This is a genomic window from Marinilabilia sp. (genome assembly GCF_016278715.1).
Lineage (GTDB): Bacteria > Bacteroidota > Bacteroidia > Bacteroidales > Marinilabiliaceae > Marinilabilia.
In genome coordinates, this window is record NZ_JADQBH010000025.1 from 1 (window position 1) to 16,254 (window position 16,254).

A 16,254-nucleotide genomic window follows, 5' to 3' on the forward strand; every position below is an offset into this window, starting at 1 on the left:
AATTTTTATACCATGTACAATTATAAAAAAGAGCTTGTCGCTCAGCATACACAGCTCCACCATAACGACCGGAATTAAATGAAAAAATTACATTCCCAAACAACGGTCGGGCATTCAACACGGAATAAACCCCACCCCCATTCGAAGACCCCTGATTCCTTCTAAACCAACAGTTCTTCACAATTGGATCGCCATCATATATAAAAAACCCTGTCCCCGAAGATCCTTTTCCATCCTCAATAATAAAACCATCGACCATTGTTCGGTAATTCGGATTCACATCGGCCGCCTCACGTAAGGCAACAATACGATAACTATTATCCGCATTATCTCCCTCAACCCCGATATCACCACTCAGTATGGTTTCATTCAGGCGCCAGTCGCGCTGTGCCAAATCGGTCTCATCACCGGCAAAACCACCATAATAATGAACCCCGTCTTTCAGTTCGAAACTGATATCCCGATTCCCGGCAGTAGTAGGTTTATAAATACCGGCAGCAACCCAAACTTCATCACCGGGCACAGCAGCAGCCAGGGCAGTTTGTAAATCGGAATAAACATTGGTCTGATTTTGCCAGGCGGTACTCGCAGTACCCGGCTTTACATAAAGGATATCGGCTTTTAATTCGGAGAAAGAAATGGCCAGAATCAACGAGAAAATGAGGTAAAAATGCTTCATAATTGGGGCTATTACAAATTATAATTTACCCCTCCTTATGAACAAACAAGTAACCAAGTTCTATATTTTTTTAGCTGACTCGGTTTTGTTAAAGATCAAACCGGGAAGGGTTGTGTTTTTTAACAAAATTGAACAATATTACCAATTATTAAATAATCGACCAACCGCCAACCGTAAATTTTTGATGAACCTCAAAAAACCTTTTAGGGATTTCGCATCGAATGATTAAATTTGATGCCGGAATATATAATAGTGAATTGTTGATAGTTTATAAAATAGTTGGGAATTTCAGTAACAAAGAAAATTAAATTGTTAATAAAATAGCAATGCGATCAAGCTGTTAACAAACAACATACGACCAACATTCAAATAAACAAACACCATTTCGCAAAAGAACCATAACAAAAAAAACAAAAAGGCATGAAGCAGTTTTTTACCATATTTTTTCTCAGCATACTCTCCCTCAATGTACCAGCACAAGAACCCAACGCATCTCCAGATCGGGCACTGGAACTGTTCACACAGGGTAACTATGCCGAAGCACTTCCCATGTACGAACAACTCATTGAGCGCTACGATCGGGAAGCCAAATACAATTATTATCTGGGAGTTTGCCTGGTAGAACAGCGTCAGAACAACAGCGAGGCCATCCGAAGATTAAAATATGCACTCTCCAGACGGGTCAACAGAGATGTTCATTTTTATCTTGGAAAAGCTTATCAGAAAGCTTACGAATTTGAACTGGCGGAGAAGGAATTCAACAACTTCCTGAAGTATGCCACAAACGGTGATCCCCGACGCGCAAAAGCTCTCAGGTACGTTCAGGACTGCCAGAGTGCCACTTCACTTATCACCAAACATTTCAGCATTCAGATAGTCAACAAAGATACCGTTCCAAACCAGCAGCTTTTGTCGATGTACAAAATCCCAACGGATGCAGGGACACTTGCAAAAAACAAAAGCTTCTTTAAAACAGGGGTTCCGCCGGAGAAAATCATGTACCGCACCGAGAAAGGCGATGATGTTTACTTTGTTCTGGAAGAGCCGGACACTACTCTTCACGACATCTACTTTATGGAGCAGTTGCTGGAACGCTGGAGCGGCAGCAAAAACCTGGGCGAACCCATCAATTCAGATTTTGACGATCGTCACCCATTTCTGATGGTTGATGGCACCACTTTTTTCTTCGCTTCTGACCGGCCCGGGGGAATGGGCGGATTAGACATTTACCGATCAATTTTTGACCCGGTGAGTGACACCTTCTCTACTCCTGAGAATCTGGGACCACCATTTAACTCACCCGACGATGATTTTCTGTTTGCTGCCGATCCATTTGGCGAAAGAGCCTGGTTTACTACCAACAGAGGGGTTGCTCCCGGGCAGGTGGTTGTGGTAAAAATTGTATGGGATAACGGAGTTTTCAAGAACCTGACAGAAGACATTAATCAGATTAAAGAAATTGCTGCGCTTCCATTGAGTGAAGGCAACTTCTGGGAAGATCGGATTCAAAAAGAGAAAGAAAAGAAATCTGTCTCCCGGGGCGGAAACATTCAACAGTTTCAGTTTTATATCAACGACACACTGGTTTATACCAACTTCGACCAATTCCTGAGTGATGTTGCACGCGCTGAATTTAAAAGAGGCCAAAGCGTGGATATGCAAAAGGACAGTCTGGAACAGGTCATGCGCAACAAAAGAGAGCAATATTCCAAAAGCTACAATCAGGAGGAGTTGAGCCGACTCATGGATGAAATTCTGGAACTGGAAAAAACAGTTTACGGTCACGACGATCAGGTAAAAAGACATTACATAAGAGCCCGGCAACTGGAAATGGACAAGATTTCGGAACTAAAGAACCGCGGAGCGTATGACGGGGTAAAGAAAACCACCCCGGGCAAAACTCCTAATTCCGGAGCTATTTCAAGACCACTGAAATCAGGTGATTTTTCGTTTTATTCCGACGATGAATTCCAGTCAAGGCAAAAACGCCTGAATCCAATGTATGATAAATACTTTTCGCCGGCACAAATACAGGTGCTTCAGCAAACCGACAGCATGTACACATGGGCAAACATCATGCAACTGGAAGCTTCAAAGTTACTGGAGAGTTCAGTGACTTTCAACGAAGAAGAAGAACAACAGAGCCTTCTGGAAAAAGTCAGAAATCTGGACTCTTTATCGAAGAATGCGAATGCCCAGGCGGAAAATACCGAATCGCTTTCGAAACAGGCCAGATATATGAAGCAACAGGCTTTATCGATGTACCATGAAGCATTGGACAAAAAATTTAACATCTACAAACCGGTTCTAAAACGAATGGCTGAAAACTCAGGAACCGGCAAATGGGACAATCTTCTTGGGGAAGCACAGAGTCGATTTGAACAAGCCAACAACGGGATTGACAAAATGGCTGTGTGGAATCCAGGACAATACGAAGATCTGGGCGGATTAAAAAGACAAGCTATTGAAATGATTGAGACCAGTTTACTCAGTCACAACCCGGCAGACAATGCAACCATCGCATCAACACCGTCTAATACCAATAGAAACACATCTTCAATAAAAACGCAGGAAACCCCAGCCCAAATAGAAGAAAATGCAGCCCAAAGCAGCAACAGTAAGGATATCGTACAAACCGCTTTTGAACAAAAAACAAAAAGTGCAGCTATTCAGAACCCGGTTTACAAAATTCAAATAGGGGTTTTCCGAAACACCCCTGATTCCGATGCGTTGGCACAAATACCGGAGATAACATCACAACCCGTTCCCGGGAAAGACCTGACCCGGTATTACACCGGAAATTGGAACAAATACAGTGAAGCCGTACAAAGCATCAGTAGAGTTCGAAACAATGGATTCCCCGGAGCATTTATCGTTGCATTCGTAGACGAACAGAAGATTTCGCTGGAGGAAGCAAAAAGTATGAGTGGAGAATAATAACCTCAGAACAATTCTGTCCTAAATAAATATTTTGAACGTTCGGACGGTCTTGTTGGGGACCGACCTTGGCAGGTAAGCCTAAAAACAAGGTTGTTTTATCGTAAAATCGTCTCTGTCTGAATCTCGTGCGCGTAGAAAGCGAGATGAGTTTTGACGATTACGATGAAAGAACCGTCGTTTTTAGGGCGAAAGCTGGCTCAGTCTTGATCTTCTTTGCCTACTTTCTTGTATCAAGACAAGAAAGTAGGTCAGGGTTTAAGGGATGAAATCCCTTTTTGGGAAATGTTTAGGACACTATTGACCTCAGAATAAATGCAAACACTTGTTTAGATAGAATTATTTTCCTATTTTACGTCAAATTTTTGAACTATGGCACCTTACGATAAGCGGAAAGAAAATTCGGGTTCCAGCAAAGAAAGTATTGGCAATCACCTGCTGGTATTACACAACGATGACTTCAATTCTTTTGATGACGTCATTGATGCTTTGATTGAATATTGCAACCACGACACGTTGCAGGCCGAACAATGTGCCACCCTCACCCACTACCGCGGATACTGTGAAATAAAAAGAGGAGCATTTCAGGAATTAACCGATTTACAAAAACACTTAACAGGAAAGTCCTTAAAAGTCACTATTGATTAACCCTACACAATGACAATTATTGTTTTACTGATTATTACCGGACTGTTATTACTTATTTTAGAATTCTTTGTGGTTCCGGGAATTACCATCGCCGGGATTGGCGGTCTGGCAATGATAGTCGGTGGTATTTTCATGGCCTACGGCATAGATACTTCAACCGGACATATCACACTGGCTATCACCATTTTCTCCACACTAATCATCCTTTTTTATGCACTCAGGACAAAAACCTGGCAAAAACTGATGCTAAGTTCAAGCATCAACAGTAATGTGGACACAGTGCAGGAAAACTCCATAAATATTGGCGACACAGGCAAAACCATTACACGATTGAATCCTATGGGCAAAGCCAGGATTAACGGCCAGGATGTGGAAGCCCGTTGTCCGGGACAATTCCTCGATCCCAAAGTAGAAGTTGAAGTAACAGAAGTTTTTAAAACATATATTATTGTTAAACCAGTAAAATAATTACTATGGAAGTTTTCGGAACACTCGGGCTCGTTGCAGTCATCATTGTTCTCTTTTTCGTGATTCTGTATTATGTACCCGTAATATTGTGGTTCTCGGCTCTTGTAACCGGTGTTCGCATCTCACTTCTTCAGTTGGTGCTCATGCGCATCAGGAAAGTGCCGCCATCCATTATTGTAGGGCAATGATTGAGGCTCATAAAGCCGGGCTGCAAACCATCAAACGCGATGAACTGGAAGCCCACTTTTTGGCAGGTGGTAACATTGAAAACGTGGTTCATGCGTTGGTTTCGGCATCAAAAGCCAACATCGACCTGACTTTTCAAATGGGAACCGCCATTGACCTTGCCGGTCGCGATGTTTTTGAAGCCGTGCAAATGTCAGTAAATCCTAAAGTAATTGACACCCCACCTGTGGCTGCTGTTGCCAAAGATGGTATTCAGCTTATCACCAAAGCCAGAGTTACCGTCCGTGCCAACATCAAACAGTTGGTAGGTGGTGCCGGAGAAGAAACAGTACTGGCCCGTGTAGGTGAAGGTATCGTTTCATCAATTGGTTCATCCAGTTCGCACAAGGCGGTACTTGAGAACCCCGATTCTATCTCAAAAGTTGTTTTGAGCAAAGGACTGGATGCCGGTACAGCATTCGAAATTCTTTCCATTGATATTGCTGATATCGACATAGGTAAAAACATTGGTGCTGAACTTCAGACTGACCAGGCGGAAGCGGATAAAAACATTGCCCAGGCAAAAGCCGAAGAGCGCCGCGCCATGGCAGTTGCCGAAGAGCAGGAAATGAAAGCCAAAGCTCAGGAGGCCCGTGCACATGTAATCGAAGCAGAAGCCGAGGTTCCAAAAGCCATCGCCGAAGCCTTCAGATCCGGAAATATCGGAATTATGGATTACATGAAGTACAAAAACATAGATGCTGATACGCAAATGCGTGACTCAATTTCTAAACCCCAGCAGTCGTCAGGTCGCTCTAAAAACGACAATTCCAACGACAAAGGGAAAAACGATAAATAATAAACTGTAAATCATCATTTAAAGGCCGGCCCAACTCATGGTCGGCCTTTTTCAGCAGTAATAAACTAAAGGCAACAAAATGAGAACAACATTCAAAATTGCAATCCTCCTCGTCACCATCTCAGTGTTGATGGGATGTCAGAAAGAAACAAAACTCTCTTTACCTGCCATCTTTGCTGATGATATGGTATTGCAACAAAATACCAATGCCGTAGTATGGGGAAAAGCTTCCCCGGGAGCTGAAATCACTGTTTCAGGTAGCTGGGACCAATCAGCCACAGCCACCGCCGGCGAAGACAGCACATGGCAGGTTGAATTGACCACCATTGAAGCCGGTGGCCCGTACGAACTGTCCTTCAATTTGGCAGATACTACCATCACCCTTAAAAATGTAATGTTGGGTGAAGTCTGGCTGGCTTCGGGACAGTCGAACATGGAAATGCCACTGAAAGGGTGGCCCCCCAATGACACCATTATGAATTCGGCACAAACCATTGCCAACTCAAACAACCCGGATATTCGGATGTTTACTGTTGCCAGAAATATGTCATCCCAACCGCTTGAAGACGTTTCTGGTTCGTGGGCCCCTGCAAATGCTGATAATTCCGGAAATTTCAGTGCGACAGCCTACTTTTTTGCCCGCAAACTAAATGCTGATCTGGGTGTTCCCGTAGGAATTATTCACAGCAGTTGGGGAGGAACCCCAATAGAGGCATGGATAAGCAAAGAGGAACTATCCGAAAATAAAGATTTCGAAAACGTTGTCAAAGATCTGGAAGAGGTTGCTCCTCAGACAGAAGCCTACGACAAATGGCTGACAGCCAATGAATCTGTGAACATCCTCCCCTCTGCCGAAAACAAAGAACCTTTCAAAAATCTGGATGCTTTCGACGATTATTGCAGCAATCCTGAAACCAATACCGATAATTGGAAAACGGCAACACTCCCGACAACCATTGAACAAACAGAGATTGGAGAAATGGATGGTATTGTTTGGTTCAGGAAAAATATTGAGATCCCGGAAAATTGGGAAGGAAAAGAGGTTATCATTTCTCTCGGGCCCATTGATGATATGGATGTTACGTACCTCAACGGGGAAAAAATCGGAGGAACCGAAGTGGAAGGTTTTTGGCAGGAAGTGAGATATTACACTATTCCTTCCGAACTGGTTCAATCAGGAGAGGCAACCATTGCGGTGAAAGTAATTGACCATCAGGGAGGCGGAGGAATTTACGGAACCCCTGAACAGATGAAAATTCACCCCAAAGGTGATGAGTCGGATGCCATTGCCCTGAGTGGAGAATGGGAATACAAGGTAGTGGGTCAAATTTCAGGTAGCAAACTCTATTTATTTGACCCTTCATCCGACACCTACGATTCGCGCCCGGAACTCTCCATTGTATTAAGTTCACACACTCCCACAGTACTCTATAATGCGATGATAGCTCCTCTTACCCCCTACTCATTGCAGGGAGCCATCTGGTATCAGGGAGAAACCAACGTGGGACGAGCTCCCCAATATATAAAACTCACCTCCAGCCTGGTTAGTAACTGGCGTCAGGTATTTAACAATCCTGAAATGCCATTTTATTACGTACAACTGGCACCATGGAATTACAATGATGTTGAAGGCATCTCATCGGCCAATTTGCGTGAAGCACAACGACGATCGCTGGAAATCTCCAATACCGGGATGGCGGTAACGCTGGATATTGGAAATGTTGACAACATCCATCCAACCAACAAAACAGATGTTGGAGAACGCCTTGCACTTTGGGCTTTATCTAAAACCTATGACAAAGAGGTTGCATTCAGTGGGCCCATCCCTGAAGATTTCAAATCGGAAGGAAAAGAAATTGCCATCTCATTCAGAAATGCTTTCGATGGTTTGGAAATCAATACTGATGTTCCCAACCAGTTTGAAGTTGCGGGCGAAGATGGAAAATTCTTTCCTGCAAAAGCGGTTGTAAAGAATGGCCAGGTGATAGTATCCTCTCCAAAGGTGGCTAATCCTGAAAATGTCAGATATGCCTATAAAAACGGCTCTGAGGCCTCTTTATTTAATGGCGCGGGGCTACCGGCACCGTCGTTTACTTCAGAAGAAACGATAAACAATTAGCACCGTATTGATTTATGAAAGACCGCTCAGAAAATATTCTTCTAAGCGGTCTTTTTGTTTTAACCTGGAAATCTGTAGTTTTTAAATAGATAGCACCGCAGACTGGCGATGTAAAACTAAAGAAGAACTCTTTTGTGAGCAGCAAATTTCGATTCATGAAAAATAATTCAACATATTTAATATTTTAATCGAATAAGAATCAACACACTCCATTTTCGACGGAGTTTTTTTTGAGTTTCACAGCAAAAAAATTTGTGAGTTAAGAATCGAATTAATACATTTGCAACCGCGTTTAGGACAAGCGACACGCTCTACAGACAAAGGTCTGAAGAACATATTGGAGAGGTGGGTGAGTGGCTGAAACCACCGGTTTGCTAAACCGGCGTACGGGTAATTCTGTACCGGGGGTTCGAATCCCCCCCTCTCCGCTCAAAATTTCGGGGTATAGCACAGTCCGGTTAGTGTACCTGCTTTGGGAGCAGGGGGTCGCAGGTTCGAATCCTGCTACCCCGACTTTTCAGAAACCATCTGAAATCAAAAGCCTGTAAATCGTATGATTTTCAGGCTTTTTTGTTTTTTATAAATCAATTCAATTTAGTTTATTTCAATAAAAATGAGAACAAAACGGTGAGTCAATTATTTTTTTATTTTTGACTCACCAGATAGCTGCAGATCTTATGAACAAAGGCTTTTCAGCGTTTTCAATCTCATTTGTCTTGAATCGAATCAGGTGTTTTTGGTGAACAAAACGGTGAGTCATTACCAGAACCAGGTCAATTCATTTCAAACATCAAAAAATTGAATGGTTATGAAAACATCAAACACCTTTGGCGTACAGTTCATTGTAAGGCCAAGCAGAAAGAAGAAAGACAACAACCGCTTGCCGGTTTACGCCCGCATTTCAGTCAATGGAAGACGTTTAGAAATCTCCCTTAAAACCACCATCGCTTCCGAAGATTGGATTCCGGCAAAAGAAAAAGCAAAAGGCTCCAGGACGGAAATAAAAGAGTTTAACCAATACCTATCCAATGTCAGGGCAAAAATAAACGGGTGCTATCGTGAGTTACTTATGAGTGACAAGACCATTACAGCCGAAGCAATCAAAAACCTCTATTTAGGCAATAAACCTCAAGAACACACTCTTCAGAAGCTTATTACTTATCACAACGAAACATTAAAAGACATCCTGGCCCAGGGAACACTTAAAAATTATTACACGACTCAAAGATATCTGGAAAAGTTTCTAAAAAATAGATCCGGGAGCATAGATATTGGACTCAGTGATTTGGACTATCAGTTTATCACAGACTTTGAGCACTACCTAAGAACCTACATCCCTGTTGACCATCAAAAACGACTCTCCAATAACGGAGTCATGAAGCATCTGGAGAGATTAAGGAAGATGGTCAACATGGCAGTAAAAATGGAATGGATCAGTAAAGACCCGTTCGCAAGGTACAGATTAAGATTTCAAAAAAAGTCCAGGGAGTTTCTTTCCTCCGGGGAACTTCAGGCAATTGAATCAAAACAGCTGTCAATTGACCGGTTAGACTACGTACGCGACCTTTTTGTTTTCAGCTGCTATTCAGGACTGGCGTATATTGATGTTATAGAATTAAAGCCCGAAAACATTAATATTGGTATAGACGGTGAATTATGGATTACCACATATCGGGCAAAAACAAGCCAACCCGTGAGAATTCCTCTTTTGCCCAAAGCTTTAAGCATTTTAAAGAAGTATGAAAACAATCCACGATCCCTTAATTCCCAAAGAGTCTTTCCCAGGATATCAAATCAAAAATTAAACAGTTACCTAAAGGAATTGGCAGATTTATGTAATATCAGGAAGCCCCTCACATTTCACATTGCCAGGCACACCTTTGCAACCACGGTAACGCTGACCAACGGAGTCCCCATTGAAACAGTTTCAAAATTACTCGGCCATACAAGCATCAAAACTACTCAGATATATGCTAAAATAGTAGAAGAAAAAATTTGCTTAGATATGCATAAATTAAGAGATACTTTAAATCAAAAACACTCAATATCTCTAATGGCTTCCAAGGGATAAAAGAATATGGAGGTATAGAAAATTGTGAAATAATTATTATATTTTGGAGGTAAAATAAAAAATAAACCTGCTTTTTAGCGGGTTTATTTTTTATTTTCAACAAAATGGTTACTTGGGACTTACAAAGGCATTTTTAACCCGCTTTATTAAACAACCATGCTAACCCAACTTGTTGAAGTTAAGGATGAACTTTTATCTAAACTGCAATTAATTAGTAGTACAAATAAATTAAGCCAGGCAATCAAATCTGTAGGTTTGATTCTCTATTATATTGAAAAGATAAAAAGCATCCTAAACAATGATTCTTTCAAATCTCAAAATGAGGAGATTTATTTTTTTAAAGAAATCAATCCGGAAATATTTCATAGATTGATTTACTTTAACAAAGTGCTGAAAATTGAGTCTAAACATAAGGTAGGTGGCAAGAAAAGACAAAAAAAGATTCTGAAGAAAGAACATGAAAAAATTTCAAAATTCTTTAGAAACAACAAAGATTTTTGTTCATACATGCGCTTAAAACATACCCACTTCGATGCCATTTATTTTATAAGAAATGAGAATGTCTGGATTAATTATTTTGAATCCTTTGATTATTATTCCTTTGCACCTTTGATTTCTACCCCTCATAGTATTAAGGCCAGCTATCTTTTGGGATATGATTTACTTCTGGATTATATAAACTCCAAAACCTCAAGGCTTAAGAACGACCAGGATTTTCAAACAGGAACCGAAAAGTTCAATTTAAAATGGACGGATTCTAAAACAGACCTAATAGAACTTATATATGCTCTTCATTCAAAAGGATGTTTTAATTACGGTAGTGCTGAAATAAAGGAGATTGCAACCTGTTTCTCAGAAATTTTTTCAATCGAACTTGGGGATTTTTATAGAAACTTTTTGGAAATAAAGAACCGGCAAAATCCAACAAAATTACTCACTCAATTGCAAGAAAAACTTCAAAACAAAATAGAGGAACAAGATTTACTGTAAATCGCAAATCGCAATACACCCAAGTTGGGACTTCACTGGAAATTTCTAACATTCCCCTTTTTGTATATCAAAATAATTCATTCTCGGTGAAATTTTATTTTTACCCAACTTGGGGTGAACTGGTGTTTGTTTCCGATTGCAACATTCTAATTTTGAAACACTAACCCCTAAAATTTAGAATTATGGCTTCTGAAATTATCACTTTAGATGATTTGCAAGTTTTTAAGCAAGAACTCATTAATGACATCCAACGGATTATCAAGGAAACTTCAGGGCAACCAACAAAAAAATGGCTAAAATCCTATGAGGTTCGAAAAATCCTTAACATTTCTCCTGGTACTTTGCAGAACCTCAGAATAAACGGCACTTTGCCATACACAAAGATAGGAGGTGTCTTATATTATGATTACTCAGATATTCAGAGTTTACTTGAGAGAAATAAAACAACTTCACTTTAACTTATTATTAAGGTTCAATAAATGAACTATATACGGCACCTTTCTGCTGTGTTTGAAAAGATGGATAATGAAGATCGTGTAACTCCTTATCTCATTAGTTTATATATGGCATTATTTAGGAGATGGAATGAGAACTTTTTTAATAATCCTATTTCTATTGCCAGGTGTGAAATAATGAGGCTTTCTAAGATTGGTTCTACTAATACTTACATACGTTCGTTAAGGGAATTAGACCATCTGGGCTTCATTAAATATAATCCATCCAGAAGCAAGCATCGAGGCAGCTTAATTTACATGTTCACTTTTGATAAAACTGAAGAACAAGACGTGCGACCTTATAAAAACAGTTATAAAACATCCTCTTCCCAAAGTGGCAAGAAAAATGAAAATCAGAATTTTTTAGAAATGAGTAATTCTTATTTATCCGGTTTTGGGCCAGACATTCCTCCTATGCTACAGCATGTTCAAATTTACTTTGAGGAAAAGGGGATGCCCTCAATCGAAGCGAACAAATTTTTTAATTATTATGAAAGTAATGGCTGGCTTGTGGGGGGTAAATCAGAAATGAAAGATTGGAAGGCCGCTGCTCGAAATTGGATCCTTAACCGCGAAAGATTCAATAAACGAATTAAAAACACAAAGAAAAAAAAGCGGTCTTCAAAACCTAGTAGCACTAATTTGAATCAAAACAAAAATTACAACACACCTCTCTAATCTCACACCATGAACAACAATACCTCTACCAACACTCAACCCCCATGCTCCAGGCTCTTTGCGCCTTGCTCCCTACTCCATGCCCCATGCCCACCCCCCATTAACCATTAACCTCATGTCCCCCTACTACCAAAAAGCATTCGCATATCTCCAACAAAAAGGAAGAGAAACGTATGGTAATTTCTTCCTCCTATACCCTAACGACACCCAGGTGATAGGTAAACTACTGGCGTGGTTTCTTCGAGACAAAGCCACAGCTGACCTCAAAGGCATAAATCTCCAAAAAGGAATTCTCCTCTCCGGCCCGGTTGGTAGCGGAAAAACTTCACTGATGAACCTAATGCGACATTTTTCACGCGAACAAGCACCCCATTTCATGAAACCATGTCGCGACATTGCTTTTGAATTTGAAAAAGATGGGTTTGAAATCCTTCGTCGATACTCTGGTATCACCTACCTGGCAGGTGCAAAACCCAAAATCATCAAAACATTTTGCTTTGACGACCTCGGAACCGAACAGATTCTCACCCATTACGGAAAGGAATGTAACGTAATGGCAGAAGTCATTCTCTCCCGTTATGAAAATTTCACCAGGCACCACAGGTTAACACACTTCACTACCAACCTCTCTGCTGACGAAATTGAAGAAATATATGGCCCAAGAGTTCGTTCGCGCCTCCGGGAAATGTGCAACCTCATCGCATTCCCCGCCGAAACTCCCGACAAAAGAAAATAAAAGAACATCAAATCTGGTTTTCGGATAATTTGTTTATGGGTATATCTGAGTGATTAAAAATAACCATCTTTAGCACTCAAACCATCGTTAAACCTAAACTCACAAAAACCATAATTGGGATTTGATCCTTTTTGGGGCAATATCAAAAAGAACAAATAAGCGAACGGCCGATCTTTTGCCTCACAATTGAAAAAATACAACGATTACGGAGTTTCCCGAAAACCTCCAACTGATTCCAACAAATTCTATGAGATTCCAGTAGAATTGGGAAAAATCTAATTCCCACGCATGGGGTAAAATTCTTATTCAACAATAGCCATCATTATTGTATCCGCAGTTTCCTGCACAATGCCCTTGAAATATAATACGGTCATTTTGCTCATTTCTTCAATTAATAATCCGTGATCAAATCAAATACTTCTTCTGGGGTTGCATCATTGTTAGTCCAGATTTCCTCCATCGTCGCTGCTCCGTCAATTGATATTCCGTTTGCTTCAAACCTTTTTAGGGCTTCAACAGAATCAACCTGCAGAGCTCTAAAAACATCATCAATCGGTGCTTTTATTATTCTTTCTAAAACGATGGTATCAACTTTCGGATTGTAATGTTGCTGAACGATAAACAATATGGACATTACTGCTACGGCCAATGCAGCAGGGAAGAAAACACCCTTTTTGAAATGGATTTTCAAGGCCTTCCAATTGATTATGACATGGAAAACGGCAAAAATAACAAAGAAAAGGCCAAGGAACTCATGTACGACTTCTGTATAACCGTCAAATAAATGGAAAAACATAAGCAAACCGGTAATTCCAACAACCAGGAAAACTAAGGTGATGAAAGGGGTAACGTAACTTCGATTCAGATTCATAAAACAAGGATTTTTTTAGTTGAGTTTTGAGAACCTGTTCTCAAGTCAACTTCATGATTTACATTATGAAGCCCATTAGTAACAGATTGCAATATGGAATTACAATAACTGCCTTCGTTAGGATGATTGAATACAATCACTGTTCTCATTTCTACTGTTTAAGTACAGTACAAAATTGAGAAATCATTCAGTCTCGGGACGATAACAATTGTTAATAAATAAACGCTTACTGCCGATTTCGTATTCGGCTCAACGACACAGAAGTAATACCTAAATAGGAAGCTATATAATGTTGTGGAACACGCTTGACAATATGCGGATAGTTCTCAATTAATTCTTCATAGCGTTGTTGTGGCGTATTTTTAAGGTAGGACAAAAAAAGCTTTTGTCCCTGAAGAAGCCGCTGAAACAAGTGTTCTTCCAGCTCCTTTCTTAATTCTGGTACGTTTTCAATAGCATCTTGAAATTCTTTTTGTGAGATCGTCTGCAAAATACAAGGTTCCAGGCTCTGGATACTGTATAAACTCGGTTGATTTGTCCTGAAACTTTCAATAGAAGAAACAATCTGACTTTCAAAGAAAAATTGAGTTGTTATTTCTTTACCGTCATTGTTTATCCAGGTACGCAAACAACCTTTTTCAATAAAGTACATTTTTCTGGATACTTTTCCTTCCTGCAAGAGCAGAGTTTTAGCAGGAACCTCAATTTGTTTGAAATAGGGACTGAATATCTCCCAACTGGTCGATTTTACATTTTTCTGTTTCATTCTGTAATTGCATTTTAGGACTGCAGGCTCAATATAGGTGATTTATCCTTTGTTCAACACCCCTATAATTTTGAAACCTTCCCAAACCTTCGACGTAAATACTATAAACAGTCCAATTAATGCACTTTTTGACAATTATCATTCTTTTAGCTTTTGCCGCCACACTGGCTTTCTTCATCCTTCGCAGGGTGTTCCCTGCATTGGTAAGAAGAAAAGCAACCATGTTGCTCGATGTTATCCTTTTCCCGGATGGCTCATCGCAGAAACAGGAGGTAATAAATAAATTCCACCAAATCACCAACCACCGGTTTAATACGGACGAACTTCTCGACTACTATTACAAAATAAAGGGAATCCGGACTTTGGGTGGAAACTGCAGATGGAGTTTTACCCTTAAGAAATACCTCTTCACCCCTACCAACATCAAATTAACCTATTTTGAGCAATGCAGATTTTACGATACTTTTCTGCATCAACATAAAAAAAAAAATCGGTTAAATCATATAATGGCAGACCCCGCCGGCTCATCCAATAGTTCGGCCATCACATCTCACAGATCAACCAACCCCCTCTCCCCGGCATACGATAATACTCACCCCACCCCGCCAATTATCAAAAAAGACACAGCATAATTTTTTCTTTCCATCCTACAGACACCCGGTTAGGGATAGTAAATTCTATCTTCATGGCCCTTGATACTATTAGCTTATTCCCCCCGGGTGTCTTCTCTTAGGACGTGCGATTTCCCAGGTGGTGCGATTTCCCAATCGCACAATTTCCCTTATTCCACAATCAGAATCCTCCCTGAGTCCGGCAGATTCCAATCCGCCAATTTCCCTCTACATCGACTCCCGAGACGTGCATTTTACTTATCGCACATTGCCCCCTTCGCCAACATCAAGGTATCTCCAAAACTTTATGACCAAAGCAACTTGCCAAAATTAATATCTCCCATACGGACAAGAATCCTTTAAAAAAAGAAGTCTCAAAAATCCAGTACTTGGTTTTCAAAACAAAAAAATTTAATTTTACAGGTAACCTCAAACCAACCAACATGTTACAATCACCTGATTCAAACCCGGCTCTTCTCCAGCATTCTTCCAAAAAAACAGTATTTCTGGAAAACCTCCCATTTTGCATTTCCAAAGCAACAATATCATACTTCCCATTAATAACTCATTTGTGTACCTCTTTCAAAACACAAGATGAATAACAATTCCTTAGACTTTTATGATTTAGCTTCCGGCCATAAAAAATACAAACCTCAAATACCATGGAAATAAAATTTCACTCACCCGTAATCTTAACAAATGAATTTGATAAGATGAAAGCATTTTATCAGGAGATTTTGCAACAAGAAATTGAAATTGATTTAGGTAATTGCATAATTTTTAAGAATGGAATATCACTCTGGAAACTAACTGAAGATTACCTGATTGCAAAGAAACTTGGAAAAACATATAATCCGGAAGGAAATAAAAATCTTGAACTCTGTTTTGAGACAGACGATTATGAAAGTGTTGTTGCAAAATTAAAGAATCAAGACTTAAAATATTTGCATGAAACAAAAGAGGAGCGTTGGGGACAAAAAACTATGAGATTTTATGACCCGGAGAATAATTTAATCGAGATTGGAGAGACAATCCCATGTTTTGTAAAACGATTTAAAACCCAAGGAATGACAGATAAAGAAGTATCAGAACGAACATCTGTTCCAATTGAAATGGTAAGGGAAATATGCCAATAAGTATAAAACTCAAAATACATGAAATT

At 40.1% G+C, this 16,254-nt stretch carries 13 protein-coding genes, 2 tRNA genes and 2 pseudogenes; 14 read left to right on the forward strand and 3 right to left on the reverse strand.

Annotated elements, in window-relative coordinates; translation table 11 throughout:
- A pseudogene (locus QZZ43_RS01460) lies at window positions 1–679 on the reverse strand (hypothetical protein); the annotation flags it as partial.
- Window positions 680–1,099: 420 nt separating this feature from the next.
- Between QZZ43_RS01460 and QZZ43_RS01465 the strand changes: the two are divergent.
- The 12 genes and pseudogenes from QZZ43_RS01465 (at window position 1,100) to QZZ43_RS01520 (ending at window position 12,844) form a co-directional block, all read left to right on the forward strand.
- Complete coding sequence (locus tag QZZ43_RS01465; protein ID WP_291855421.1) at window positions 1,100–3,616, forward strand: tetratricopeptide repeat protein; 2,517 nt, start codon at window positions 1,100–1,102, stop codon at window positions 3,614–3,616.
- Window positions 3,617–3,988: 372 nt separating this feature from the next.
- Window positions 3,989–4,264: an ATP-dependent Clp protease adaptor ClpS gene (locus QZZ43_RS01470; RefSeq protein WP_291855424.1), complete on the forward strand. Its 276-nt coding sequence runs from the start codon at window positions 3,989–3,991 to the stop codon at window positions 4,262–4,264.
- A gap of 9 nt (window positions 4,265–4,273) precedes the next feature.
- Window positions 4,274–4,732: an NfeD family protein gene (locus QZZ43_RS01475; RefSeq protein ID WP_291855427.1), complete on the forward strand. Its 459-nt coding sequence runs from the start codon at window positions 4,274–4,276 to the stop codon at window positions 4,730–4,732.
- 5 nt (window positions 4,733–4,737) lie between these two features.
- A pseudogene (floA, locus tag QZZ43_RS01480) lies at window positions 4,738–5,756 on the forward strand (flotillin-like protein FloA).
- Between the two features lie 79 nt (window positions 5,757–5,835).
- Window positions 5,836–7,875 (forward strand): sialate O-acetylesterase, encoded by a 2,040-nt coding sequence (locus QZZ43_RS01485; RefSeq protein WP_291855429.1) that lies wholly within the window; start codon window positions 5,836–5,838, stop codon window positions 7,873–7,875.
- Between the two features lie 339 nt (window positions 7,876–8,214).
- Window positions 8,215–8,303: transfer RNA gene (locus tag QZZ43_RS01490), tRNA-Ser, on the forward strand.
- A 10-nt stretch (window positions 8,304–8,313) separates the two neighbouring features.
- Window positions 8,314–8,388, forward strand: a tRNA-Pro gene (locus tag QZZ43_RS01495).
- A 295-nt stretch (window positions 8,389–8,683) separates the two neighbouring features.
- Entirely contained in the window at window positions 8,684–9,946 is a 1,263-nt protein-coding gene (locus tag QZZ43_RS01500; protein WP_291855432.1) for a site-specific integrase, read from the forward strand.
- Window positions 9,947–10,102: 156 nt separating this feature from the next.
- Window positions 10,103–10,936 carry an RteC domain-containing protein gene (locus QZZ43_RS01505; protein ID WP_291855435.1) on the forward strand — a complete coding sequence of 278 codons (834 nt, stop codon included), beginning with the start codon at window positions 10,103–10,105 and terminating at the stop codon, window positions 10,934–10,936.
- A gap of 182 nt (window positions 10,937–11,118) precedes the next feature.
- The gene (locus QZZ43_RS01510; RefSeq protein WP_106153663.1) at window positions 11,119–11,394 is read left to right on the forward strand and encodes a helix-turn-helix domain-containing protein; all 276 of its coding nucleotides are present in this window, start codon (window positions 11,119–11,121) and stop codon (window positions 11,392–11,394) included.
- Between the two features lie 60 nt (window positions 11,395–11,454).
- Window positions 11,455–12,108 carry a hypothetical protein gene (locus tag QZZ43_RS01515; protein WP_291855444.1) on the forward strand — a complete coding sequence of 218 codons (654 nt, stop codon included), beginning with the start codon at window positions 11,455–11,457 and terminating at the stop codon, window positions 12,106–12,108.
- A 115-nt stretch (window positions 12,109–12,223) separates the two neighbouring features.
- Window positions 12,224–12,844 (forward strand): ATPase, encoded by a 621-nt coding sequence (locus QZZ43_RS01520; RefSeq protein WP_106153665.1) that lies wholly within the window; start codon window positions 12,224–12,226, stop codon window positions 12,842–12,844.
- A gap of 391 nt (window positions 12,845–13,235) precedes the next feature.
- Here QZZ43_RS01520 and QZZ43_RS01525 read toward each other — a convergent pair whose 3' ends face one another.
- On the reverse strand, window positions 13,236–13,715 hold the full coding sequence (locus QZZ43_RS01525; protein WP_291855449.1) for a DUF4405 domain-containing protein: 480 nt from the start codon (window positions 13,713–13,715) through the stop codon (window positions 13,236–13,238).
- A 226-nt stretch (window positions 13,716–13,941) separates the two neighbouring features.
- Window positions 13,942–14,481 (reverse strand): Crp/Fnr family transcriptional regulator, encoded by a 540-nt coding sequence (locus QZZ43_RS01530; RefSeq protein ID WP_114436304.1) that lies wholly within the window; start codon window positions 14,479–14,481, stop codon window positions 13,942–13,944.
- A 119-nt stretch (window positions 14,482–14,600) separates the two neighbouring features.
- On the opposite strand from QZZ43_RS01530, the gene QZZ43_RS01535 reads away from it, so the two are divergent.
- Window positions 14,601–15,113 carry a hypothetical protein gene (locus QZZ43_RS01535; protein WP_291855458.1) on the forward strand — a complete coding sequence of 171 codons (513 nt, stop codon included), beginning with the start codon at window positions 14,601–14,603 and terminating at the stop codon, window positions 15,111–15,113.
- A gap of 641 nt (window positions 15,114–15,754) precedes the next feature.
- Window positions 15,755–16,228, forward strand: coding sequence for a VOC family protein (locus QZZ43_RS01540; protein ID WP_291855460.1), 474 nt, complete (start codon window positions 15,755–15,757; stop codon window positions 16,226–16,228).
- The last annotated feature ends 26 nt before the right edge of the window (window positions 16,229–16,254 follow it).

What these genes read in the sequence shown, in the direction of transcription:
- QZZ43_RS01465 (WP_291855421.1), top strand. Translation starts at nt 1,100, where the DNA reads ATGAAGCAGTTTTTTACCATATTTTTTCTCAGCATACTCTCCCTCAAT.
- QZZ43_RS01470 (WP_291855424.1), top strand. Translation starts at nt 3,989, where the DNA reads ATGGCACCTTACGATAAGCGGAAAGAAAATTCGGGTTCCAGCAAAGAA.
- QZZ43_RS01475 (WP_291855427.1), top strand. Translation starts at nt 4,274, where the DNA reads ATGACAATTATTGTTTTACTGATTATTACCGGACTGTTATTACTTATT.
- QZZ43_RS01485 (WP_291855429.1), top strand. Translation starts at nt 5,836, where the DNA reads ATGAGAACAACATTCAAAATTGCAATCCTCCTCGTCACCATCTCAGTG.
- QZZ43_RS01500 (WP_291855432.1), top strand. Translation starts at nt 8,684, where the DNA reads ATGAAAACATCAAACACCTTTGGCGTACAGTTCATTGTAAGGCCAAGC.
- QZZ43_RS01505 (WP_291855435.1), top strand. Translation starts at nt 10,103, where the DNA reads ATGCTAACCCAACTTGTTGAAGTTAAGGATGAACTTTTATCTAAACTG.
- QZZ43_RS01510 (WP_106153663.1), top strand. Translation starts at nt 11,119, where the DNA reads ATGGCTTCTGAAATTATCACTTTAGATGATTTGCAAGTTTTTAAGCAA.
- QZZ43_RS01515 (WP_291855444.1), top strand. Translation starts at nt 11,455, where the DNA reads ATGGATAATGAAGATCGTGTAACTCCTTATCTCATTAGTTTATATATG.
- QZZ43_RS01520 (WP_106153665.1), top strand. Translation starts at nt 12,224, where the DNA reads ATGTCCCCCTACTACCAAAAAGCATTCGCATATCTCCAACAAAAAGGA.
- QZZ43_RS01525 (WP_291855449.1), bottom strand. Translation starts at nt 13,715, where the DNA reads ATGAATCTGAATCGAAGTTACGTTACCCCTTTCATCACCTTAGTTTTC.
- QZZ43_RS01530 (WP_114436304.1), bottom strand. Translation starts at nt 14,481, where the DNA reads ATGAAACAGAAAAATGTAAAATCGACCAGTTGGGAGATATTCAGTCCC.
- QZZ43_RS01535 (WP_291855458.1), top strand. Translation starts at nt 14,601, where the DNA reads ATGCACTTTTTGACAATTATCATTCTTTTAGCTTTTGCCGCCACACTG.
- QZZ43_RS01540 (WP_291855460.1), top strand. Translation starts at nt 15,755, where the DNA reads ATGGAAATAAAATTTCACTCACCCGTAATCTTAACAAATGAATTTGAT.